Here is a 21,080-nt window from a genome sequence, read left to right as displayed (position 1 = left end):
CGCGGGAATGAGCCGTCGGCTGGAGCAGGTTCAGCGGATCCCGTCGCAGTCACGCTGATTCGCCCGGAGCACGGGGTGTGGCGAGCCGTCCCGCCGCGCGCTGCCGGCTTCTGCACGTGGCCCTGAGTGCCTCGGCATCCGCGCGGGAAGTGACCGTCCAGTCGAGCAAGCCCCCCGAGGCCTGTGGCACCCCGTGCTGGCTCGACCGCCTCCCGGGCGTCGGGGCGGGCCACCGCGTCGCGCACCACCGTCGGCAAGCCGCGCGGCCCAGGCCCGTGGCACCCGCGCCGGGCCACCGCCTAAATCAAGTCCAACGGGTCCAACTGAACCCGCACCGGCTCCACCGCCTTGCGGGCATCGCGGCGGGCCACCGCGTCGCGCACCACTGTCGCCAGGGCGCGGCCGTCCGGGCGGGCCACCCGTACCAGCGCCCGCTCCCGTTCCGCGTTGCCCTCGTCGTCGTAATCGCCCAGCGGGACCGGGCCCAGCACCTCGCCGCTTTCCGGCAGCGGGAGGTCGTCGAGCACGCTCGCCACCGCGGCCGGGCTCCCCTCGACGCTCGCCATCCGCGTCGCGGGCGGGAAACCCAGCTCCCGGCGTTGTTCCAGTTCCTGGCTCGCGTGCCACCCCGGATCCCAGCGCACCAGGGCCTGCACGACCGCCAATCCGGCTTCCGCGCCGACGATCACCCGGCCCCCGCTCGACGCCGGGCGGACCAGGGCGCCGGCAGCCATCCAGCGGCGGAGAGTTTCTTCCGCGGCGCGCAGATCCTGCCGTCCGAGCAGCGCCCAGCCGTCCAGCAGCAGCGCCGCCCCGTAACCGCCTTCGGCGACTGGCTCCGCGCCGGGCGTGCAGACCACGAGCGCCGGGCGGCCCGGGACGGTCGCCAGGACTTCGGTCGCACCGGAGGTCCGGACCGGCACCCCGGGGAAAGCCCGGCCCAGTTCTTCGGCAGTGCGTTTCGCGCCGACGACCACGGCCCGCAACCGGACGGAACCGCAAGCGGGACAACGGAAAGCGGTCTCCGGGACACCGCACCACCGGCAGGCGGGCGGACGCGGGGCACCGTCCTGTGAACCGCCGGGCAAGGCGAGCGGACCGGCGCAGCGGCGACAGTGGGCGGGCGTTCGGCATTGGCCGCAGGACAATCCGGGGACGTAACCGCGACGCGGGACTTGCACCAAAGCCGGTAACCCGGCGGTGAAAGCTTGGCGGGCGGCCTCGAAAGCGACCGCGGGAAGACGGGCGACCCGGGCGGCCTCGTCGCGCGCCACGTCGAAGTCCTCGCCGACCGGAGTCACGCGCGGGGCAGCGGCCCGGAGTTCGGCACGGTCGGCCTGGATCTGTTGTGCCCAGCCGGATTCCACGAGCAGCTGAGCCTCGGCGGTCCGCGCGAATCCGCCGACCAGGAAGGCCGATTTCGTGGCGTGGGCCCGATCCATCAGCACATCCCGCACGTGCGGGTACGGGGCATGCGGATCCAGGTGCAGATCGTCGCCGTCGTCCCAGACGACGAACAGACCAGGATCGGCGACAGGCGCGAACATCGCCGCGCGAGTGCCGACTACCACGCGGACCGCGCCACGCAGCACGGAAAGCCAGCGACGATACCGTTCGGCCGGTCCCAAACCGGCGATCAGCGCCGCGACGCCCTTCTCCCCCACCAGTTCGATGCACGCGTCGTGCACTCGGGTGAGGTCGCGGTGGTCCGGCACCACCAAGACCGCGCCTCGGCCTTGAGCCGCCGCGGTGGCGGCCGCTTCGGCGAGGCGACGGGGCCAGTCCTCGCCGGGGAGGGCTTGCCAGACCGCGTTGGCCGGGCGGCCTTCCGCTACTGCTTCCAGGAAGGCTTCGCCGCGTTGATACCGGGACCAGGCGGACACCTCCGGCGCGTCCGGCGCGGGGGCCGGTTCCGCGGGCGGCTCGCCCTCTACCTTCGCGTGTCGAGGCGGCAGGGCCAGGCGCAGGACGTCGGACAGGGTTCCGGCGTAGCGGTCGGCTACCGAGCGGCAGACGGCGTGCAACGAGGGCGGGAGGACGGGTTCGCTTGAGGTGACCCGCTCCAGGTACGCGAGTTTTCGCTCGTATTCGGTCGTGTCGGTGCGTTCGATGAGGTAGCCGTCGACGAGTTGCCCGGCGAAGCGCACTCGGACCCGGCAGCCGGGGACCGCTGATTCGTGCAGTTTTTCCGGGACCTGGTAGTCGAAGGTGCGGTCCAGGTGGGCGAGCGGGATGTCTACGGCGATCTTCGCGACCGGGAGTTCGGGGGCGGGGTTTTGCTGGCCTTTGCGGGAGCGGGCGGGTTTGCGGGCCGTCTTCTTCGCCGGGGTGGCCTTCGGCTCCGGGGCGGAGCGCGGAGGCTCCGGGAGGTCCCATAGGGGGGCGGGTTCGGAGCTGGTCACCAGAAGATCTCTACCAGACTGGGCTGACAGTCCTGTCGTCGAGGGAACGGGCGCGGCGGTGCTGGTTGCGTGAAGGGCCCCTTGAGGGAATTGGATTCCCTCAAGGGGCCCTTCACGGACAACCGAAGGTCAGGCGCCGGCCAGGGAGCGCAGTGCGTCTGCCCGGGCGGTGCTTTCCCACGGCAGGTCCAGGTCGGGGCGGCCGAAGTGGCCGTACGCCGCGGTCGGGGCGTAGATCGGGCGCAACAGGTCCAGGTCGCGGATGATCGCGGCGGGACGCAGGTCGAAGACCTCGCTGATGGCCGACTGGATCTTCGTCGGGTCGACCGTTTCGGTGCCGAAGGTCTCGACGAACAGGCCCACCGGGGCGGCCTTGCCGATCGCGTACGCCACCTGCACCTCGACCCGTCCGGCCAGGCCCGCGGCGACCACGTTCTTGGCCACCCAGCGCATCGCGTACGCGGCCGAGCGGTCCACCTTGGACGGGTCCTTGCCGGAGAACGCGCCGCCGCCGTGGCGGGCCATGCCGCCGTAGGTGTCGACGATGATCTTGCGGCCGGTGAGCCCGGCGTCGCCCATCGGGCCGCCGATCACGAAGCGGCCGGTGGGGTTCACCAGCAGGCGCGTGCTGTCGGTGTCGAGGCCCAGCTCGGCCAGCTCCGGCTCCACCACGTGCTTCTTCACGTCGACCCCGAGCATCTGCTCCAGGTCGATCCCGTCCGCGTGCTGGGTGGACACGACGACGGTGTCGAGCCGCACCGGCTGTTCGCCCGCGTACTCGATGGTGACCTGGGTCTTGCCGTCCGGGCGCAGGTACGGCAGCACGCCGTCCTTGCGGACCGCGGTCAGCCGGCGCGACAGCCGGTGCGCGAGCGCGATCGGCAGCGGCATCAGCTCCGGCGTGTCCGAGCAGGCGTAGCCGAACATCAGGCCCTGGTCGCCCGCGCCCTGGCGGTTGATCTCGTCCTCGTCCGACTCCACGCGCGACTCGTACGCGGTGTCGACGCCCTGGGCGATGTCCGGGGACTGCGACCCGATCGCCACGTTCACGCCGCAAGAGTTGCCGTCGAAGCCCTTGGCCGACGAGTCGTACCCGATGCGCAGGATGACGTCCCGCACGATGGTGGGGATGTCCGCGTACGCCTCGGTCGTCACCTCGCCCGCGACGTGCACCTGGCCCGTCGTGATCAGGGTCTCGACGGCGACCCGGCTGCGCGGGTCCTTGGTCAGCAGGCCGTCGAGGATCGAGTCGCTGATGGCGTCACAGATCTTGTCGGGGTGGCCCTCCGTCACGGATTCCGACGTGAACAGCCTTTTCGTGGACGCAGACACGACCTCGTCACTTCCCTCGGTCTCGCTTCGGCGCCCCACCGGATTTCAGGCGCTCCTGGCACGACCCACCCTACCCAGCGGGCCTGTAGCTACAGTCGACGTTGAATCAACGCTGTTACGGCATCCCACAATGTGGCCGCCAGCCGGGCTTTGGCGCCCTGCGGGATGACCTGCTCGGTGCCGTCCGAGGCGAGCAGCCAGCCCGAATTGTCCTCGGTGCCGAACGCCTTGCCGTCGCCGACCGCGTTGACCACCAGCAGATCCGCGCCCTTGCGGCGGAGCTTGGCGCGGGCGTGGTCGAGCACACTGCCGTTCTCGTCGCCGGTTTCCGCGGCGAACCCGACCACGATCTGCCCGGAACGCCGTCCTTGCACCAGTTCGGCGAGAATGTCCGCGTTGCGGTCGAGCGTGATGACCGGATCCGGGCTGTCGTCGGACTTCTTGATCTTGTGGTCGGCCCGGGTGGCGGGCCGGAAATCCGCGACCGCGGCGGCCATCACGACGACATCCGCGTCGGCCGCGGCGGCGTGCACGGCTTTGCGCATCTCCTCCGCGGTGGACACGCGCCGCAGCGTCGCGCCCGCCGGGGACGGCAGGGCGTCGGTGTGCCCGGCGACCAGCGTGACGTCGGCCCCGCGCTGCGCGGCGACCCGGGCGAGCGCGAAGCCCTGTTTGCCGGACGAGCGGTTGCCCAGGTAGCGGACCGGGTCGAGCGGTTCGCGCGTGCCGCCCGCGGAGATCACCACGCGCAGGCCTTCGAGGTCCCGCGGCAGCGCGCGGGGCTCGGCGAGCAGCAGCCGGGCCAGGTCGACGATCTCGGCCGGGTCGGCGAGCCGTCCCTTGCCGGTGTCGACGCCGGTCAGCCTGCCGGCGGCGGGTTCGGTGACGACCATGCCGCGCGAGCGCAGCAGCGCCACGTTGTCGCGGGTGGCCGGATGCTCCCACATCTCCGTGTGCATCGCCGGGAAGAAGGCGACCGGGCACCGGGCGGTGAGCAGGGTGTTCGTCAGGAGGTCGTCGGCGAGCCCGTGCGCGGCCTTGGCCAGCAGGTTCGCGGTCGCCGGGACGACCAGCACGAGGTCGGCCTCTTTGCCGACCCGCACGTGCTGCACCTCGGGCACCTCGGTGAAGACCCCGGTGTGCACCGGGTTCCCGGACAGTGCCTCGAAGGTCGCCGCGCCGACGAAGTTCAGCGCGGCCTCGGTGGGCACGACGCGGACGTCGTGGCCGGATTCGGTGAGGCCCCGCAGGACCTCGCACGCCTTGTAGGCGGCGATGCCGCCGCCCACGCCCAGGACGACCCTGGGCCTGGCGTCACTCACCCTCGGTGTGCTCGAGCAGCCCGCCGTGGATCTCGCGCAGCGCGATCGACAGCGGCTTCTCGCGGGGGCCGGGCTCGACCAGCGGGCCCACGTACTCCAGCAGGCCCTCGCCCAGCTGCGCGTAGTAGTCGTTGATCTGCCGGGCCCGCTTGGCCGAGTAGATCACCAGCGCGTACTTCGAGGAGACCTTGTCGAGCAGGTCGTCGATCGGCGGGTTGGTGATGCCTTCGAGCTCTTCCAGCGTCGCCTGTTGCACAGTCACTCGTGCTGCTCCGTATCGTCACATCGATCGGCGGCGGATTCGCCACCGCCGGTAATCAAGTCTAGCAACCGCCGCGCGGCGACCTCGACGTCGGCGTTCACGACCCGTTCGTCGAACTCCCCCGCCGCGGCCAGTTCGCGTTCCGCCTCGGCCAGCCGGGCGGCCACCGCGGCCTCGGACTCGGTGCCGCGGCCGGTGAGCCTGCCGACGAGTTCTTCCCAGGACGGCGGCATCAGCATGACCAGCCGCGCGTCCGGCATCGCGGCCCGGACCTGGCGGGCGCCCTGCAGTTCGATCTCCAGCACCGCCGGACGGCCGTCCGCGAGCGCCTTCTCCACCGGCTCGCGCGGCGTCCCGTACCGGTTGCCCGCGAACTCGGCCCACTCCAGCAGCCGGTTCCCGGCCACCATCCGGTCGAATTCGGCGGAATCCACGAAGTGGTAATGGTTTCCGTCTACCTCGCCCGGCCGCGGCGCCCGCGTCGTCACCGAAACGCTGAAGTACAGGTTCGGCTCGAGCCGGCGCAGCTGTCCCACCACACTCGACTTCCCGACACCGGACGGGCCGGAGACGACGGTGAGCCGGGGGCGGGAGACTTCCCCCGCCACCGGCTCACTGCCGCGGTCGGCGCCCCGGGTCACCGGGTAGTCCTGACCGACGCCGCTCACTCGCCGCTGAACTCGGCCAGCAGCGCCTTGCGCTGCCGGTCGCCGAGCCCGCGGAGCCTGCGGCTGGGGGCGATCTCCAGTCGTTCCATCGTCTGCTGGGCCCGGACCTTGCCGACGCCGGGGAGCGCCTCGAGCAAGGCCGAAACCTTCATCTTGCCGAGAACTTCGTTCTCCTCGGCCTGCTTCAGCACGTCGACCAGAGTGGTACCGCCCCGCTTCAGCCGCTCCTTCAGCTCAGCACGGATGCGGCGGGCGGCGGCGGCCTTCTCCAGCGCCGCAGCACGCTGTTCCTCTGTCAGCTGGGGAAGTGCCACGTTTTCCTCCGGTAGTTCTCACATCTGGGTGGGTGACGCGACGGTACCCACCCCTGAGCAGGGGCCACAATGCGGGGGTGGCTGGTGGAGCGCGATTCCGGGGCCTGCTATTGGCCTTTTCCGCGCAGTCCCGCCAACCGGCCGTTCACCTCTTGGGCCGCACGGCGTAACGCCGCGGTGTCCGGGCCGTGGCGCAGCAGGTCGCGCGACGAGGCCGGGAGCAGGCCCGGGAGGCCCTCCCCGAACACTGCCCGCAAATCCGCCTCCGTTGCCCCCTGCGCCCCGAAACCGGGCGCGAGGACCGGTCCGTTGAGCCGGCTGAGGTCGACTTCCCCAGGAGCCACAGTGGCCCCTACGACCACGCCGACGTCGCCGTAGGGCTCGGCACCTGCGTTGTGGTCCGCAGCAGCGTCTACGACGCTCTGAGCGACCGTACGGCCGTCTTCGAGCCGCGCGCGCTGCAACGCGTCCGCCTCCGGGTTGGACGTGCGCGCGAGCACGAAGAGCCCGTTGCCCGCTTCACGCGCCGCCGCGACCGCCGCGTCGAGCGCGCCGAAGCCGAGGTACGGCGACACCGTGGCCGCATCGGCGGTGAAAGCCGCCTTCTCGGCCACGTACGCCGCCGTATAGGCCGCCATCGTCGAACCGATGTCGCCGCGCTTCACGTCCAGCAAGACGAGCGCTCCGGCGTCGTGAGCGACGTCCACGACGCGTTCGAGCACCGCCACCCCGGCGGGCCCGAACGCCTCGAAGAACGCCGACTGCGGCTTCACGATCGCCGCCACCTCGCCCAGCGCCTCCGCGGCGTTGAGCGCGAAGCGTTCGAGCCCGCTCGCGTCGAGCGGAAGGCCCCACGCCTCGATCAGACCCGGGTGCGGGTCGATCCCGGCGCAGAGCGAGCCGCGCGCGGCCACCGCCTCGGCCAGCCGCGCCCCGAACCGTGCGGTCACGACGTCGCCTTCAAAGCCGCCTGGAGGTCCTGAAGGCTGCGCACGCCGATGTCGCCGCGGATAAGCGCTTCAATCCCGTGCACGGCCGCCGCGGCGCCCTGCACCGTGGTGATGCACGGAATGTCGCGCGACACCGCGGCAGTACGGATTTCGTAACCGTCCACGCGCGGTCCGCTGTTTCCGTACGGCGTGTTGATCACCATGTTGACGTCGCCGGCGAGGATCACGTCGACGATGTTCGGCTCGCCGGTGCCCGGGTCCGGTTCGGAGTGCTTGCGCACCACCGAACACGCGACTCCGTTGCGCCGCAACACTTCCGCGGTGCCCGAGGTGGCCAGGATCTCGAAGCCGAGGTCGGCCAGCCGCTTCACCGGGAAGACCAGCGAACGCTTGTCGCGGTTGGCGACGGAGACGAATACCCGGCCCGAGGTGGGAAGGGATCCGTAGGCGCCGCTCTGCGATTTCGCGAACGCTTTCCCGAACGAGGTGTCGACGCCCATGACTTCGCCGGTGGATTTCATTTCCGGGCCGAGCAGGGAGTCGACGCCGTGTCCTTCCGGCGTGCGGAACCGGTGGAACGGCAGGACCGCTTCCTTGACCGCGACCGGGGAGTCGGCGGGCATCCGGCCGCCGTCGCCCTCGGCGGGCAGCACCCCGGAAGCACGCAGGTCCTTGATCGTCGAACCGGTCATCACCAGCGCGGCGGCCTTCGCCAGCGGGACCGCGGTGGCCTTGGAGACGAACGGGACCGTGCGGGAGGCGCGCGGGTTCGCTTCCAGGACGTAGAGCACGTCGTCCTTGAGCGCGTACTGCACGTTCAGCAGGCCGCGGACGCCGACGCCGCGCGCGATGGCCTCGGTGGAGCGGCGGACCGCGTCGAGGTCCTGCGCGCCGAGGGTGATCGGCGGCAGGGCGCACGAGGAGTCGCCGGAGTGGATGCCGGCTTCCTCGATGTGCTCCATGACGCCGCCGAGGTAGAGGTCCTCGCCGTCGAACAGGGCGTCGACGTCGATCTCGATGGCGTCGTCGAGGAACCGGTCCACCAGCACCGGGTGCTCGGGGGTGACCTCGGTGGCGCGGCGGATGTAGCCGGCGAGGGACTCCTCGTCGTAGACGATCTCCATGCCGCGCCCGCCCAGCACGTAGGAGGGACGGACCAGGACCGGGTAGCCGATCTCGTCGGCGATCCGCTTCGCGCCCTCGAACGAGGTCGCCGTCCCGTACTTCGGCGCGGGCAGCCCGGCCTCGGTCAGCACCTCGCCGAACGAGCCGCGGTCCTCGGCCAGGTCGATCGCCTCCGGCGGCGTCCCGACCACCGGCACCCCGGCGTCGGCGAGGCGCTGCGCGAGCCCGAGCGGGGTCTGGCCGCCCAGCTGCACGATGACCCCGGCGACGGTGCCGGACCGCTGCTCGGCGTGCACGACCTCCAGCACGTCCTCGAACGACAGCGGCTCGAAGTACAGCCGGTCGCTGGTGTCGTAGTCCGTCGACACGGTTTCCGGGTTGCAGTTGACCATCACGGCCTCGAACCCGGCCTCGCGCAACGCGATCGCCGCGTGCACGCAGGAGTAGTCGAACTCGATGCCCTGCCCGATCCGGTTCGGCCCGGACCCGAGGATCAGCACCTTCGGCTTGTCGCTCTGGACCGCGACCTCCGACGTCGCGGCGGGGTCGGTCTCGTAGGCCGAGTAGTGGTACGGGGTCTTCGCCGCGAACTCCGCCGCGCAGGTGTCGACCGTCTTGAACACCGGCCGCACCCCCAGCCGGTGCCGCAGCGCCCGCACGCCGTCCTCGCCCGCGAGTTCGGGGCGCAGGGCCGCGATCTGCCGGTCCGACAGGCCGGTGCGCTTCGCCCGCCGCAGCAGGTCGCCGTCCAGCACCGGCGCGTCGCGGACCTCGGCCCCGACCTCGCCGATCAGCGCGATCTGGTCGATGAACCACGGATCGATCCCCGACGCCTCGTGCACCTGCTCGACGGTCGCGCCGAGCCGCAGCGCGCGCTCGACCTCGTAGAGCCGTCCCTCGTGCGGCGTGCGCAGGTCGTCCAAAGTGGACTCCAGCGTCGCGCCCTCGGGGTCGGGCCGGGTCCAGAACCCGGTCGCCTTCGTCTCGATCGACCGCATCGCCTTCCCCAGCGCCTCGGGGAAACTGCGGCCGAACGACATCGCCTCGCCCACCGACTTCATCGTCGTGGTCAGCGTCGGGTCCGCGCCGGGGAACTTCTCGAACGCGAACCGCGGCATCTTCACCACGACGTAGTCCAGCGCCGGCTCGAACGACGCCGGGGTCTCGCCGGTGATGTCGTTGCGGATCTCGTCCAGCGTGTAGCCGATCGCCAGCTTCGCCGCGATCTTCGCGATCGGGAAACCGGTCGCCTTCGACGCCAGGGCACTGGAGCGGGACACGCGCGGGTTCATCTCGATCACGACCATCCGGCCGTCGACCGGGTTGAACGCGAACTGGATGTTGCAGCCGCCGGTGTCGACGCCGACCTCGCGCAGCACCGCGATGCCGACATCGCGCATCACCTGGTACTCGCGGTCGGTCAGGGTCATCGTCGGCGCGACCGTCACCGAGTCGCCGGTGTGCACGCCCATCGCGTCCACGTTCTCGATCGAGCACACGACCACCACGTTGTCGTGCTTGTCGCGCATCAGCTCGAGCTCGTACTCCTTCCAGCCGAGCACGCTCTCCTCGATCAGCACCTCGGTCACCGGGGACTCGGTCAGCCCGGTCGAGGCCAGCCGCTCCAGGTCCTCCGGGGTGTGCGCCATGCCCGAGCCCAGGCCGCCCATGGTGAACGACGGCCGGATCACCACCGGCAGGCCCAGCTCCGCGACCGTCGCGCGGACCTCGTCCATGTCGTGGCAGACCCGCGACCGCGGCACGTCCGCGCCGACGGTGCGGACGATGTCCTTGAACTTCTGCCGGTCCTCGCCGCGCTGGATCGCGTCGATGTCCGCGCCGATCAGCTCCACGCCGTACTTCTCGAGCACGCCGCGCTCGTGCAGCGCCACCGCGCAGTTCAGCGCGGTCTGCCCGCCCAGCGTCGCCAGCAGCGCGTCGGGGCGCTCGGCCGCGATGACCTTCTCCACGAAGTCCGGCGTCACCGGCTCGATGTAGGTCGCGTCCGCGAACTCCGGATCCGTCATGATCGTCGCCGGATTCGAGTTCACCAGGCTCACGCGCAGGCCCTCGGCCCGCAGCACCCGGCAGGCCTGCGTGCCCGAGTAGTCGAACTCGGCCGCCTGCCCGATCACGATCGGCCCGGAGCCGATCACCAGCACGTGCTGGATGTCCGTCCTCTTCGGCATCAGGCCTTCTTCTCCTGTGTCTTGCGGGATACCCGCACCCAGTCGCCCCCCGCGAGCTGGGCTCCGCCAGTGTGGCTCACGCGGGACTCCATCAACTCAACGAACTCGTCGAACAGCGGCGCGGCGTCGTGCGGACCCGCTGCCGCTTCGGGGTGGTACTGCACGGAAAACGCCGGGACGTCAAAGGCGCGCACGCCCTCGACGGTGTCGTCGTTCGGGCAGTAATGGCTGATTTGCGCTGCCCCGTAAGGGGAATCGAACCGCTGGCCCGGCTCGCCCTCGAGAGCGAAACCGTGGTTCTGCGCGGTGATCGCGACCCGTCCGGTCGCCACGTCGATCACCGGGATGTTGATCCCCCGGTGCCCGTAGCGCATCTTGTACGTCCCGAGACCCAGGGCCCGGCCGAGGATCTGGTTGCCGAAACAAATCCCGAACAACGGAATCCGCTGCTCCAGAACGGTTTTCGTCAACGCCGTCGCGTGCGCGGTCGTCGCCGGGTCGCCCGGGCCGTTGGACAGGAACACCCCGTCCGGCTCGAGCGCCAGCAGCTCCTCCGCGCTCGTGCTCGACGGCAGCACGTGCACCTCGATGCCCCGCTGCGTCATCAACCGCGGCGTGTTCGACTTGATCCCCAAGTCCAGCGCCGCGACGCGGAATCGCCGTTCCCCTTGCGCCGCAACGACATACGGCCGCTCCGTGGAGACCTCGCCCGCGAGGTCCGCGCCCTTCATCTGCGGACTCGCCAGCACCTCCGCGACCATCTGCTCGTCGCTGCCCAGCGCGTCGCCCGAGAAAACGCCCGCGCGCATCGCGCCCTGCTCGCGCAGATGCCGCGTCAGGGTCCGGGTGTCCACTTCGGAAATCCCGACCACGCCCTGGCGCACCAGCTCCTCGTCCAGCGTGCGCTTGGCCCGCCAGCTCGACGGCGTGCGCGCGGGATCCCGCACCACGTAACCGGAAACCCAGATCCGGGACGATTCGTCGTCCTCGTCGTTCCAGCCGGTGTTCCCGATCTGCGGCGCGGTCTGCACCACGATCTGCCGGTGGTACGACGGATCCGTCAGCGTTTCCTGGTACCCCGTCATGCCGGTGCAGAACACCGCCTCGCCGAGGGTCCGCCCGCGCGCGCCGTACGCCGCGCCGCGGAACACCCGGCCGTCTTCGAGAACCAGGGCGGCGGGGCCGCGAGTGCCGGTGCTCACTGGGCACCTCCCTTGATGTCGTGATCGGAAAGCTCTTCGATCCACTGTGGATAATCGTCTAGTTCGTCGCCGCGGAACCCGGTGTCCAGCTCGACGTCGCCGAGCCGCCAGGTGATCACCAGCAGCACGTCGGTGCCGGTGACCTTCCCGGCGAGCCGGGAGTCGCGGCGGATCCCGGTGATCGAGGCGCGCGGGATCCAGAAGTCCGGCAGCCCGCCGCGTTCGACGGCCACCCCGTCCGGGTGCAGCCGCCAGACCGCGCCGGAGCGCGGGCCCGCGCCCCGGGTGACGACGCGGTCCTGCCAGTTGCCCGCGGTCGTCGTGCCCACGTACACGCCGGTCGATTCGAGCTGGAACTCGCCGGGCTCGGCCGGGATCTCCGGGAACGGGGCGATCCGGGCGCTCTGCGAGCGCGCCTTGCGCCGCCAGCCGACCCACATGCCCCACAGGCACAGCAGGAAGAACGCGGCGATCCCCAGCGTCAGCAGCAACCGCTCCATCAGCAGATCTTCCCTTCGCGTGCGGTGATCCGCCCGCGCAGCAGGGTCGCCGTCACCACGCCGGGCAACCGCATTCCCTCGTACGGGGTGTTGGCCGCGATGCTGGCCAGTTCGGCCCCGCGGACGGTCCATTCGGCGTCCGGGTCGACCAGCGTCAGGTTCGCCGGTTCGCCGGCTTCGATCGGACGGCCGTGCCCGGCCAGGTTCCCGACCTCCGCCGGCCGCTCGCTCATCACGCGGGCGACGCCGCGCCAGTCGAGCAGGCCGGTCTTGACCATCGTCTCGACGACTACCGACAGCGCGGTCTGCAGGCCGAGCATGCCGGGCCGGGCCGCGGCCCATTCGGTGTCCTTGTCCTGCACGGCGTGCGGCGCGTGGTCGGTGGCGACGCAGTCCACGACGCCCTCGGCCAGCGCGGCGCGCAGCTTTTCCGCGTCGCCGCCGGTGCGCAGCGGCGGGTTGACCTTGTTGACCGGGTCGTAGGTCTCCAGCCGGTCGTCGGTCAGCAGCAGGTGGTGCGGCGTGACCTCGGCCGACACCTTCGTGCCGCGCTCCTTCGCCCAGCGCAGGACGTCGACCGTGCCCGCGGTGGAGACGTGGCAGACGTGCAGCCGCGCGTTCGCGTGCAGCGCCAGCAGGCAGTCGCGCGCGACGATCGACTCCTCCGCCGACGCCGGCCAGCCCGCGTAGCCCAGCCGCGACGCCTGCTCGCCCTCGTGCGCCTGCGCGCCGACGGTGAGCCGCGGTTCCTCCGCGTGCTGGGCGATCACCGCGTCGAGCGCGGTCGAGTACTCCAGCGCGCGGCGCATCAGCAGCGGGTCCGCGACGCACACGCCGTCGTCGGAGAAGACCCGCACCGCCGCGGTGCCCTTGGCCATCGTGCCCAGTTCGGCGAGCTTCTCGCCCTTGAGCCCGACGGTGACCGCGCCGACCGGGTGGACGTCGACCAGGCCGACCTCCTGCCCGCGCCGCCACACGTGATCGGTGACGAGCGCGTTGTCCGCGACCGGATCGGTGTTGGCCATGGCGAACACGGCGGTGTAGCCGCCCAGAGCGGCCGCGGCGGAACCGGTGTCGATGGTCTCGGTGTCTTCGCGCCCCGGCTCGCGCAGGTGCGTGTGCAGGTCGACGAACCCGGGCAGCAGGACCTGGCCCTTGGCGTCGAGCACTTCGGCGCCCTCGGGAACGCGTACCTCGCCGATCGCGGCGATCACGCCGTCGGTGACCAGGACGTCCACCGGCTCGCCCTCTCCGTACGGGCGGGCACCCTTGATCACGATGCTCACGCGGCAGCTCCTTCACTGGCCAGGAGGTGGTAGAGGACCGCCATGCGCACGTGCACGCCGTTGCGGACCTGTTCGGTAATGGCCGAGGAGGGGGAATCCGCGACCGCGGAAGCGATCTCCATGCCGCGCAGCATCGGGCCGGGGTGCAGCACGACGGCGTGGTCCGGCAGCAGCGCTTGGCGACGCTCGGAGAGGCCGTAGGAAATCGAGTATTCGCGCGCGGACGGGAAGAAGCCCCCGTGCATGCGTTCGGCCTGGACGCGCAGCATCATCACCGCGTCGACCGCAGGCAGCTCAGCGTCGAGGTCGTGCGACACCGTGACCGGCAGCTTCTCCACGCCGACCGGCAGCAGCGTCGGCGGCGCGACGAGCACCACCTCCGCGCCGAGCGTGCTGAGCAGGTGGATGTTGGACCGCGCGACCCGGCTGTGCAGGACGTCGCCGACGATCGCGATCCGCCGGTCCTTCAGGGAACCGAGGCGTTCGCGCAACGTCGCGGCGTCCAGCAGCGCCTGCGTGGGGTGCTCGTGCATGCCGTCGCCCGCGTTGACCACCGCGGTGCCCGGCCCGGCGAGCCAGCCGGACAGCCGGTGCGCGGCCCCCGAGGCGGGGTGCCGGATGATCACGCAGTCGGCGCCCGCGGCGGCCAGCGTGAGCGCGGTGTCCCGCAGGGACTCGCCCTTGTTCACCGAGGAACTGGACGCCGAGACGTTGATCACGTCCGCGCTCATCCACTTCCCGGCGATCTCGAAGGACACCCGGGTGCGCGTCGAGTTTTCGTAGAACAGCGTGATCACGGTGCGGCCGCGCAGGGTCGGCAGCTTCTTGACCTCGCGGCCGAGCAGCGTGTGCTTCAGCTCGTCGGCGGTGTCGAGCACGGCGGTCGCGGTGTCCGCGTCGAGCCCGTCGGTGGCGAGCAGGTGCTTCACCGGGTTTCTCCTTCCGGCGCGCGCAGCAGCACCGCGTCCCGGCCGTCGGTTTCGGACAGCAGGACGGAGACGCCTTCGGCGCGCGCGGTGGGCACGTTCTTGCCGACGTAGTCGGCGCGGATCGGCAGCTCGCGGTGGCCGCGGTCGACGAGCACGGCGAGCTGGACGGCACGCGGGCGGCCGTGGTCGCGCAGGGCGTCGAGGGCGGCGCGGATGGTGCGGCCGGAGAACAGGACGTCGTCGACGAGGATGACGACGCGGTTGTCGATCCCGTCCGGCGGCAGCTGCGTCTGCTCGAGAGCGCGCGGCGGACGGCGGCGGAGATCGTCGCGGTAAAGGGTGACGTCGAGGGCACCGTGCGGCGGCGCGACCCCGGCGAACTCGCCGATCTTCTCGGCGAGGCGCGCGGCCAGCGGGGTGCCGCGCGTGGGGATGCCGAGCAGCACCGGGTACTGCTCCGGCGGACCGGCTCCGAGAGCGGTCTTCTCGATGACCTGGTGGGCCATCCTCGCGATCGTGCGCGCGACATCACCGGCGGACAGCAGCTCGCGCTCTCCCGCCGGCTCCGCCGCGCCACGCGGACGTGACGACAAGGCGGACCTCCTTCCCCGCCTCTCTGGACGGGTCCTTAAAGGACGTCGGCAACCGGCTGCTGCCGGAAACCGCACCGACAGTAGCAGGACCGGTCAATCAGTCTTCCGGGTGGTACGCGCACGGCCGCCACCTGCGCGGACCGACCTTCTGCTTGACCTGGTGACAACTATGCGTAACCATTACTCTGAGTATTCGACTCGAGGAGTCCCCGGCTCCGGTCCTCCCGGCCGGGCAGGGGCGATGAAACGGAGAACCACCAGATGGGCGATTACGCCAAGGCGCTCGGGGCCAAGCTCCGCGGGATCCGCCAGCAGCAAGGCCTGTCCCTGCACGGGGTCGAGCAGAAGTCCGGCGGACGCTGGAAGGCCGTCGTGGTCGGCTCGTACGAGCGCGGCGACCGGGCGGTCACCGTCCAGAAGCTGGCCGAGCTGGCGGACTTCTACGGCGTGCCGGTGGTCGAACTGCTGCCGGAGGGCCGGGTCCCCTCGGGAGCCGAACCCGCCACGAAGATCGTCATCAACCTGGAGCGGCTCCAGCAGCTGCCCGCGGAGAAGGTCGGCCCGCTCGCCCGGTACGCGGCCACGATCCAGAGCCAGCGCGGCGACTACAACGGCAAGGTGCTCTCCATCCGCACCGAGGACCTGCGCTCGCTCGCCATCATCTACGACATGACCCCCGGCGAGCTGACCGAGCAGCTCATCGACTGGGGCGTCCTCCCGCCGGAAGCCCGCCCGTCCAAAGAGGACTGAGCACTGATGGCGGCAGCGGCCGTGCACGACGCGGCGGGCTTCCCGCGCCCGGGGAACCGGGAACGCCCGCCGCGCTTCGGGTGCGGTTCCGGCTGAAATCCGGCCGCCGCATCCGGCCGGGACCTCGGTTTATCCAGGGTGCCCGTGTCCGCTGACCTGCATTTTCGTCCTGCGGCGAATCGGCGGATCGCTCGCCGCGATTCCCGCGCATGCCGCGCCGGGAACGAATCCGTTCCGGCGTATTTTCCGCTCCAGGCCGCGCCGCCGGGACTATTCCCGCTCCGGCCGCTTCCCCTCTCCGGACCTGCGGTTTCCGAGCGGATTCCCTGACCTGGTTCGCAGTTCGGCTTCGAGCGCCGCCCGCGACCGCTTCTTGCCGCGCATCGCTGAAAAGCGTTGCCCCGCCGCGGTTTCCCCGCCTCAAGCCGCGATTCCCGCCGCACGGCACCGGATTTCCCGGCTGGTCGCGGTTTTCCTGTCGCACCGGCGGGCTGCTCACTCACCGCAGCGAGTCTGGAAAACCACCGCTGCCAACTCACCGGATCGCCGCGAAACCGCTCGGGTGCGCCCGGCGCGAATGGTGCCCGCCGACCGGTTCTGATTCCGCTCGGTGATCAATTTTCTCCCGGACGCCCCTCGCGCCCGGCCGCCTCGGCCGTGCGGTGACCCGATCAGGCAGCGGCCATTCAGGTGGCCGCTTCCCCCGGCCGGGTTACCTCCGGCTACCGGGCCGCCAGCGCTACAGGACCGCGCGCAGCCGGTCGGCGATCGTGCCGATGCGGCCGAGCACGCCGTTGATGAATCGGGGCGAGTCGTCCGTCGACAGTTCCTTCGCGAGACCGACCGCTTCGTCGATCGCGACCGCGTCGGGAACGTCCGCCGACCACAGCATCTCGTACACGCCGACGCGCAGGACAGCCAAGTCGACCGGCGGCATCCGCTCGAGGGTCCAGCCCTGCGAGTGTTCCGCCAGCAGTTCGTCGATCCGCTCGCGCTGGGCCGTGACGCCCTCGACGACGGTGATCGTGTAGTCCGCGATCGGGTCGACCTCGACCGCGCCGACCCGGTCGGCCAGCAGCGTGACCGGGTCGGCGGACCGCTGGGCGGCCTCGTACAGCATCTCGACCGCGCGCCGGCGGGCCTGCCGCCTGCTGATCGCGCCGCCGCGGTTCGGGTGCGGGGGAAGCTTGTCCGCCATCAGCTGGAGACGCGGCCGAGGTAACGGCCGTCGCGGGTGTCGACCTTGATCTTCTCGCCGGTCGAGAGGAACAGCGGGACCTGGATCTCCGCGCCGGTCTCGAGCGTCGCCGGCTTGGTGCCGCCGGTGGAGCGGTCGCCCTGCAGGCCCGGGTCGGTGTGCTGGATGACCAGCTCGACCGAAGTCGGCAGCTCGACGTACAGCGGCTCGTTCTCGTGCACCGCGACCTGGACCTCGGTGTTCTCGAGCATGTAGTTCGCGTTGTCGCCGACGGTCTCGGCGGGCACGGTGATCTGGTCGTAGGTGTCGCCGTCCATGAAGACGAAGTCCGCGCCGTCCTTGTACAGGTACGTCATGTTCCGGCGGTCCACCGTGGCCGTCTCGACCTTCGTGCCCGCGTTGAAGGTCTTGTCGACGACCTTCCCGGTCAGCACGTGCTTGAGCGTGGTGCGCACGAAGGCGCCGCCCTTGCCCGGCTTGACGTGCTGGAACGCGGTGACGCTCCACAGCTGGCCGTCCAGGTTGAGGACGAGTCCGTTCTTCAGGTCGTTGGTGGTGGCCACGAGTCTTCAGGTCTCCTGTGTTCGATCTCTTCGGCCGCGGCCGTCATACGGCCACGAGGTCCTTGGTGCTCAGGGTGAGGAGTTCGGGTCCGGAGTCCCGCACGACGAGCGTGTCCTCGATGCGCACGCCACCGCGCCCCGCGAGGTACACGCCGGGCTCGACGGTGACCGCCATACCGGCGGACAGTGTACCGACGCCCGCCGCGGCGAGACTCGGTGCCTCATGCACCTCCAGCCCGACGCCGTGGCCGAGACCGTGCGCGAACTGCTCTCCGTACCCGGCGTCAGCGATCACCGAGCGCGCCGCGGCGTCCACTTCGGACACCACGGCGCCGGGGCGGACGGCCTCGGTTCCCGCCGCCTGCGCGCGGTGCACGAGGTTGTAGAGCTCGCGCTGCCAGTCCGCGGGTTCGCCGAGGACGACCATGCGGGTCATGTCCGAGTGGTAGCCGTCGACGGTCGCGCCGAAGTCGAATTTCACGAAGTCGCCGCGGCGCAGTTCGGCCCCGGTCGGGCGGTGGTGCGGGATCGCCGAGTTCGGTCCGGCGGCGACGATGGACTCGAACGAGATCCCGGACGAACCGTGCTCCAGCATCCGGTTCTCCAGGTCGCGGGCCACTTCCAGCTCGGTCCGGCCCGGCCGCACTCCCCCGGCCTCGAGCAGCGCGGCCAGCGCGCGGTCGGCGGCGGCGCACGCGGCGCGCAGGGCGGCGATCTCGACCTCGTCCTTGACCACCCGCAGCTGCTCGATCAGCCCCGGCGTGCGGACCAGCTCGACCCGGTCGAAGCGCACCTTGAGGTGCTCGTGCTCCTCGACGCTCACGTGCTGGCTCTCGAACCCGGTCCGGCCGTAGTCCGCGAGCCGGTCGGCCGCGTGCGCCGCGAGCGCGCGGGCGCTGGCCCGGTCGAGCACGCGCTCCAGGTCGGGCACCTCCGACTCCGACTGGGCCGTGTAGCGCCCGTCGGTGCAGAACAGGGTCTTCGCGTCGCCGCCCGCGTGCAGCAGCAGCGCGGCGTTCGACCCGGTGAACCCGGTCAGGTAGCGGATGTTGAGCAGATCGGTGACCAGCAGCGCGTCGACCCCGTTCTCGTGGAGCAGGGCGGCGAGCGCGGCACGGCGGCGAGCGTGGATTTCCGGCACCCGACCAGCTTAACCAGCGGCTTCCGGCCGTCGTTCCGACGCTGTTCCAGCGCGGTTCCGGCACGGTTCGAGCACGGCGGACGGGACGGCCTACTGGCGGTTAACTTCGGCGCGCCTACACTCCGTCCATGCTGGGTGCCTGGTTGACGCGCGGGCTGGTCATGGCGGTCGTGCACGCCGCCGCGATGACGCTGCTCGCCAAGTGGTCCGTGTTCCACCCGACCGGCCAGACGCTGTTCACGTCGCTCACCATCGCCGTACTGGTCGGCCTGGCGGCGCTGTGGAGCGCGATCGACGGCTGGCGCGACCTGCGCGACAGGGGGCGCGCGTGGTTCATCGCTTCCCTGGTCGCGGGCGTGTGCTCGGGCATCCTGTACGTGATCGGGCGGGCCATTTTCGTCGACCAGACCGGGGTTTCCGAGCTGGGCGCCGCACTTACCGGCGGAGCGGCGTTCTCCGCGCTGCTCGTGCTGGTCCCCGCCGGGCTGGGGCTGTTCGTCGGCGGGCGGATGCGGCGTCCGGCGGCGGAAGACGACGAGGATTCCTCCGGGCCGGAGCCGGACGACGAGGACGAAGACGGCACCGGCAGCCGTTCCGGCGAGCTCGAACTCCCGCCGAGCCCGGCCCCGCGGACCGCTCCGAAGCCTTCGCCGGTCAGCCGCCCAGCGGCAAACCGCGCGCGGCGCCGTCCCACTGTCGCGGGTCGATCTCCTGCACCCCGGAACCGTTGAGCGCCACGATCGTCGTGTCCGGCAGGCCGTAAAGCTGCCCGTCGAGCACCATGCCGTAGCCGCGGCCGTACGCGTGCACGATGGTCGCTCCCGAACGCAGGCGGGTTGTCACCGGCATGTCCGGCACCTGCGGCAGCGGCCGGTCGACCAGCTCCGCGGCGAGCACGGCGGCGACTGAACGCCGGTCGATCCGGATGCGCTCGCCGCGGCGGTAAAGGTCGATCATGCGGTCCGGGGACGGCATCGCGACGCCGTCGAAGGTCGCGGTGCTGCGAGACGGGGTCGAGCAGCCGCCCGCGCCTTTCACGTCGAGCCCGAAGTGCTTCAGCCCGGTCGGCGCGCTCGCCGGGCCGATCTCGGTGGCGCGCACGACGTCCAGCGACACCAGGTCGCACGGATCGCTGACCGACGTCGGCGCGTGCCCGTCCGGACGGCGGACGAGGCCGGGGCCTTCCTTCCACGCGCCCGGGATGACGACCGGTTTGTACGGCTGCATCGTGAAATCGCGGTCCCAGAACGTGATCGTCGTGCCGTCCGCGGTTTCGTGCGCGATGGCGAAGGCGTCGAGCGCGCCGACCCACTCCAGGTCCACGCTGAACGCGTCGACCACCGACCGGGTCCGCGGCGCGTCGGTCGTCGCGGTGGGCTCGAAGCCCTTCTCCCCCAACGCTTCCACGCCTTCGCGGAACGCCGGGTCGTGCGCCCGGATCACGAACTGGCCCGCCCCGTTCCAGCCCGCCGCGCGGCCGGTGGTGTCGGTGAACATGAGGTAGTACCAGCCGTCGAGGAACACTACGGAGGGCTGGCCGGCGCCGTAGACGTTGGCGCGGTGGACGTCGTGGGACGCGCCGAGAATCGGCTTGCCGCCGTTCGACCGGGTCCAGTGGATGCCGTCCGGGCTGGTGGCCATGCCGATCGCGTTGCCGAGCGCGTGGTCGCCCGCCGCGCCGGTGTAGTACATGAAGTACGTGCCGCCGACGCGCAGCACCGACGGGTCGCAGGTGTGCATGCCGTCGAAGTTGCCGGGCGCGCCGGACAGGACCGCCACGGGCGCACCGCCACCCGGTCCGGTGAAGGGTCCGTCGGCCGAGGGACCTTCGGCGTAGAGAATGTCGTCGCCCGGCGGCGGGGCGCTGCTGTACTGGCTGCACCACCACATCCGGGTGCGGCCGTTCTCGACCATCACGGTGGGGCCGTAGTTGTAGGACGCGTCCGCCGCCCCGGCCGCCACCACCCCGCCGCTCTGCCGGGCGGCCCCCGCGGCGAGCGCGACATCCGCCGCCCGAGGCGGATCCTGAGAGGATTGCGGCGCTCCCCCGGCGATGCCGCCGTGCCCGGTGCCCTCGGCTTGCGGCTGGGCGGAAGTCTGGCTGCACCCGGAAACGAGGGAACCGGCGATCAGCAACGAGAGCAGCTGACGCACGGGTCGCCGACCCCCACGACGGAACGGGTGCATGATCGCCGAGTGTAGCGACAGGGGCACCGGATGGGTGAACCACATCGCGCATCCGCCGGTCAGACGGCGGGTTTACCGAGGGCTTGCTTTTCGCGCGGGAAAGCCCGCTGCGGTAGCGGATCTGCGGCTGGGTTGGGTGCCTCGCGGTTGCCAGGCGGGGATGGATG

At 71.3% G+C, this 21,080-nt stretch carries 18 protein-coding genes and 1 pseudogene; 2 read left to right on the top strand and 17 right to left on the bottom strand.

The features are described from left to right. Positions 1 to 299 precede the first annotated feature (299 nt). The 13 genes and pseudogenes from H5411_RS08655 to pyrR all read right to left on the bottom strand — a co-directional run bounded on the left by H5411_RS08655 (position 300) and on the right by pyrR (position 15,074). Complete coding sequence (locus H5411_RS08655; protein WP_183123497.1) at positions 300 to 2,402, bottom strand: primosomal protein N'; 2,103 nt, start codon at positions 2,400 to 2,402, stop codon at positions 300 to 302. 129 nt (positions 2,403 to 2,531) lie between these two features. After that, positions 2,532 to 3,734, bottom strand: a complete 1,203-nt coding sequence (metK, locus tag H5411_RS08650) for a methionine adenosyltransferase (protein ID WP_167441836.1) — start codon at positions 3,732 to 3,734, stop codon at positions 2,532 to 2,534. Positions 3,735 to 3,823: 89 nt separating this feature from the next. Further along, positions 3,824 to 5,056, bottom strand: a complete 1,233-nt coding sequence (coaBC, locus tag H5411_RS08645) for a bifunctional phosphopantothenoylcysteine decarboxylase/phosphopantothenate--cysteine ligase CoaBC (RefSeq protein ID WP_167441837.1) — start codon at positions 5,054 to 5,056, stop codon at positions 3,824 to 3,826. Beyond that, positions 5,049 to 5,318, bottom strand: a complete 270-nt coding sequence (gene rpoZ, locus H5411_RS08640; RefSeq protein ID WP_101434577.1) for a DNA-directed RNA polymerase subunit omega — start codon at positions 5,316 to 5,318, stop codon at positions 5,049 to 5,051. The genes coaBC and rpoZ overlap by 8 nt, the downstream gene beginning before the upstream one ends. Continuing rightward, positions 5,315 to 5,986 carry a guanylate kinase gene (gmk, locus tag H5411_RS08635; protein WP_101434578.1) on the bottom strand — a complete coding sequence of 224 codons (672 nt, stop codon included), beginning with the start codon at positions 5,984 to 5,986 and terminating at the stop codon, positions 5,315 to 5,317. Before gmk ends, rpoZ begins: the two co-directional genes overlap by 4 nt. Continuing rightward, the gene (gene mihF / locus H5411_RS08630; protein ID WP_003096398.1) at positions 5,983 to 6,300 is read right to left on the bottom strand and encodes an integration host factor, actinobacterial type; all 318 of its coding nucleotides are present in this window, start codon (positions 6,298 to 6,300) and stop codon (positions 5,983 to 5,985) included. The genes gmk and mihF overlap by 4 nt, the downstream gene beginning before the upstream one ends. Positions 6,301 to 6,407: 107 nt before the next feature. Next, positions 6,408 to 7,250 carry an orotidine-5'-phosphate decarboxylase gene (gene pyrF / locus H5411_RS08625; protein WP_183123496.1) on the bottom strand — a complete coding sequence of 281 codons (843 nt, stop codon included), beginning with the start codon at positions 7,248 to 7,250 and terminating at the stop codon, positions 6,408 to 6,410. Further along, positions 7,247 to 10,564 carry a carbamoyl-phosphate synthase large subunit gene (gene carB / locus H5411_RS08620; RefSeq protein WP_101434580.1) on the bottom strand — a complete coding sequence of 1,106 codons (3,318 nt, stop codon included), beginning with the start codon at positions 10,562 to 10,564 and terminating at the stop codon, positions 7,247 to 7,249. The genes pyrF and carB overlap by 4 nt, the downstream gene beginning before the upstream one ends. A gap of 80 nt (positions 10,565 to 10,644) precedes the next feature. Beyond that, a pseudogene (gene carA / locus H5411_RS08615) lies at positions 10,645 to 11,766 on the bottom strand (glutamine-hydrolyzing carbamoyl-phosphate synthase small subunit); the annotation flags it as partial. Beyond that, a complete protein-coding gene (locus H5411_RS08610; RefSeq protein WP_101434581.1) occupies positions 11,763 to 12,266 on the bottom strand; it encodes a PH-like domain-containing protein in 504 nt (167 codons plus the stop codon). The pseudogene carA and the gene H5411_RS08610, both read right to left, overlap by 4 nt. After that, positions 12,266 to 13,552, bottom strand: coding sequence for a dihydroorotase (locus H5411_RS08605; protein ID WP_101434582.1), 1,287 nt, complete (start codon positions 13,550 to 13,552; stop codon positions 12,266 to 12,268). The genes H5411_RS08610 and H5411_RS08605 overlap by 1 nt, the downstream gene beginning before the upstream one ends. Beyond that, entirely contained in the window at positions 13,549 to 14,481 is a 933-nt protein-coding gene (locus H5411_RS08600) for an aspartate carbamoyltransferase catalytic subunit (protein ID WP_037818941.1), read from the bottom strand. The genes H5411_RS08605 and H5411_RS08600 overlap by 4 nt, the downstream gene beginning before the upstream one ends. Then, entirely contained in the window at positions 14,478 to 15,074 is a 597-nt protein-coding gene (gene pyrR / locus H5411_RS08595) for a bifunctional pyr operon transcriptional regulator/uracil phosphoribosyltransferase PyrR (RefSeq protein WP_101434583.1), read from the bottom strand. Before pyrR ends, H5411_RS08600 begins: the two co-directional genes overlap by 4 nt. Before the next feature lie 261 nt (positions 15,075 to 15,335). On the opposite strand from pyrR, the gene bldD reads away from it, so the two are divergent. Further along, complete coding sequence (bldD, locus tag H5411_RS08590; protein ID WP_003096372.1) at positions 15,336 to 15,824, top strand: transcriptional regulator BldD; 489 nt, start codon at positions 15,336 to 15,338, stop codon at positions 15,822 to 15,824. A gap of 739 nt (positions 15,825 to 16,563) precedes the next feature. On the opposite strand, the gene nusB is transcribed toward bldD, so the two are convergent. The 3 genes from nusB to H5411_RS08575 are packed head-to-tail and all read right to left on the bottom strand — an operon-like array spanning position 16,564 to position 18,726. Further along, the gene (gene nusB, locus H5411_RS08585) at positions 16,564 to 17,022 is read right to left on the bottom strand and encodes a transcription antitermination factor NusB (protein WP_101434585.1); all 459 of its coding nucleotides are present in this window, start codon (positions 17,020 to 17,022) and stop codon (positions 16,564 to 16,566) included. After that, positions 17,022 to 17,585 (bottom strand): elongation factor P, encoded by a 564-nt coding sequence (gene efp, locus H5411_RS08580; RefSeq protein WP_009075786.1) that lies wholly within the window; start codon positions 17,583 to 17,585, stop codon positions 17,022 to 17,024. The genes nusB and efp overlap by 1 nt, the downstream gene beginning before the upstream one ends. Positions 17,586 to 17,628: 43 nt before the next feature. Further along, positions 17,629 to 18,726, bottom strand: coding sequence for a M24 family metallopeptidase (locus H5411_RS08575; RefSeq protein WP_183123495.1), 1,098 nt, complete (start codon positions 18,724 to 18,726; stop codon positions 17,629 to 17,631). Positions 18,727 to 18,854: 128 nt separating this feature from the next. Here H5411_RS08575 and H5411_RS08570 point away from each other — a divergent pair, with 128 nt between their 5' ends. Further along, positions 18,855 to 19,457: a B-4DMT family transporter gene (locus H5411_RS08570; RefSeq protein WP_101434587.1), complete on the top strand. Its 603-nt coding sequence runs from the start codon at positions 18,855 to 18,857 to the stop codon at positions 19,455 to 19,457. Here H5411_RS08570 and H5411_RS08565 read toward each other — a convergent pair. Beyond that, positions 19,381 to 20,871 (bottom strand): glycoside hydrolase family protein, encoded by a 1,491-nt coding sequence (locus H5411_RS08565; RefSeq protein WP_220816702.1) that lies wholly within the window; start codon positions 20,869 to 20,871, stop codon positions 19,381 to 19,383. The genes H5411_RS08570 and H5411_RS08565 overlap by 77 nt on opposite strands. Positions 20,872 to 21,080: the final 209 nt, after the last annotated feature.

This window comes from Amycolatopsis echigonensis (assembly GCF_014174495.1).
Taxonomy (GTDB): Bacteria; Actinomycetota; Actinomycetes; order Mycobacteriales; family Pseudonocardiaceae; genus Amycolatopsis; species Amycolatopsis echigonensis.
Note: the sequence above shows the minus strand (reverse complement) of the source record. Positions and strands in the feature narration are given on the sequence as shown.

What these genes read in the sequence shown, in the direction of transcription:
- bldD (WP_003096372.1), top strand. Translation starts at nt 15,336, where the DNA reads ATGGGCGATTACGCCAAGGCGCTCGGGGCCAAGCTCCGCGGGATCCGC.
- nusB (WP_101434585.1), bottom strand. Translation starts at nt 17,022, where the DNA reads ATGGCGGACAAGCTTCCCCCGCACCCGAACCGCGGCGGCGCGATCAGC.
- H5411_RS08570 (WP_101434587.1), top strand. Translation starts at nt 18,855, where the DNA reads ATGCTGGGTGCCTGGTTGACGCGCGGGCTGGTCATGGCGGTCGTGCAC.
- H5411_RS08610 (WP_101434581.1), bottom strand. Translation starts at nt 12,266, where the DNA reads ATGGAGCGGTTGCTGCTGACGCTGGGGATCGCCGCGTTCTTCCTGCTG.
- carB (WP_101434580.1), bottom strand. Translation starts at nt 10,564, where the DNA reads ATGCCGAAGAGGACGGACATCCAGCACGTGCTGGTGATCGGCTCCGGG.